General features: G+C 41.7%; 1 protein-coding gene. It reads right to left on the reverse strand.

Annotation, left to right across the window (positions count from 1 at the left end; genetic code table 11):
- Positions 1 to 30: 30 nt before the first annotated feature.
- A protein-coding gene (locus RM552_RS17655) for an IS3 family transposase (RefSeq protein ID WP_311370208.1) occupies positions 31 to 1,229 on the reverse strand; the annotation gives its coding sequence in 2 pieces (ribosomal slippage) (positions 31 to 921 and positions 924 to 1,229; 1,197 coding nt in all).
- Positions 1,230 to 1,279: the final 50 nt, after the last annotated feature.

The raw sequence follows: 1,279 nt of genomic DNA on the forward strand, positions 1-1,279 counted from the left end.
TGATCTTGACCCATTAAAACAGACACCTATTTATTTCTGTTGTGCTGCTAACTCAAACTCAGCAGGTGTTTTATAGCTTAAACTCGAATGTAATCGCTGTCTATTATAAAAATAGTCTAGATAAGATCTTAGCTTCGACTGCAAATCACTCGCTTTATCAAATTTAAAGCCTCGAATAATGTCCGCTTTAAGCGAATGGAAAAACGACTCAACTTCCGCATTGTCAGTGCAACAACCAGGACGATTCATACTTGATACGATGTTGTGTGTTTCAAGATAATGTTGAACTTGGTTCGCTCTGTATTCTGCGCCTCTGTCAGTGTGAAATAACACCGTACTTCTCGGCTTACGCCGTCTCACTGCTTGCTTAAGGGCTTTCATTGTTAATGCGACTGTCTTGCTCTCTCCAAAGGCCCAACCAATCACTCTTCGTGAATATAAGTCGATGACAACGGCTAAGTAATGCCACTGACTACCGACCTTTAAATATGTTAGGTCGCCAGACCATTGCTGGTTAACGTTAGATGGCTTATCTTCAGCCAACCGCTTATTGGCAATGTCTTGATAAAATAGCTTTAGCCTTGCCGGTTTGGCATAAGTCTTTAATGCTCTTGCTCTTAAACCATTTTCTCTCATCAAACGGGCCACTCGCTTTCTACTTGCTACAATTCCTTGTCTTTTCAGTGCATGAAACACACGAGGACTACCATACGTTTCATGGTTATCTGTAAATACTTTACGAATATGTACCAGCAGTTGTGCATCTGCAATCGCTCGCTTTGATTGCCCGCGCTTAAGCCACGCATAGTAACCACTGCGAGATACGTTCAACCAAGCACACAGGTATCTGACACCTAACGATTGTCCATTTTCTTTGATGAATCCAAATCGTTCTGATGGGTTTCCGCCAGATACCGTTGCCACTTTTTTAGCAAGTCATTCTCCATTTTAAGGCGCTCATTCTCTTTTTTAAGCTTCTCTATCGCCTTCAGTTCTTTCTTAGATGGCAGGTTTTTCATGACTTCTTGCTCGGTTTGATACTTCGGCGCATTTTTATACTTGCCTTCTCGGTATTCTTTTCGCCAACGACTTAGCATTAATGGATGAATATCTAACGCTTCCGCCACGTCTTTAGACATTACCTCGTCTTTTAAGCTTAACTCAACGGCTTTAATTTTAAAATCTATCGGGTAAAACCATGTTTTACGGGGGTTGGTGTATCTGGGCATATTGCCTCCTTAAGTGATAAGGAGGTGTCTACTAAAACGGGGCAACTACA

It is taken from the genome of Glaciecola petra (assembly GCF_031846345.1).
Taxonomy (GTDB): domain Bacteria; phylum Pseudomonadota; class Gammaproteobacteria; order Enterobacterales; family Alteromonadaceae; genus Glaciecola; species Glaciecola petra.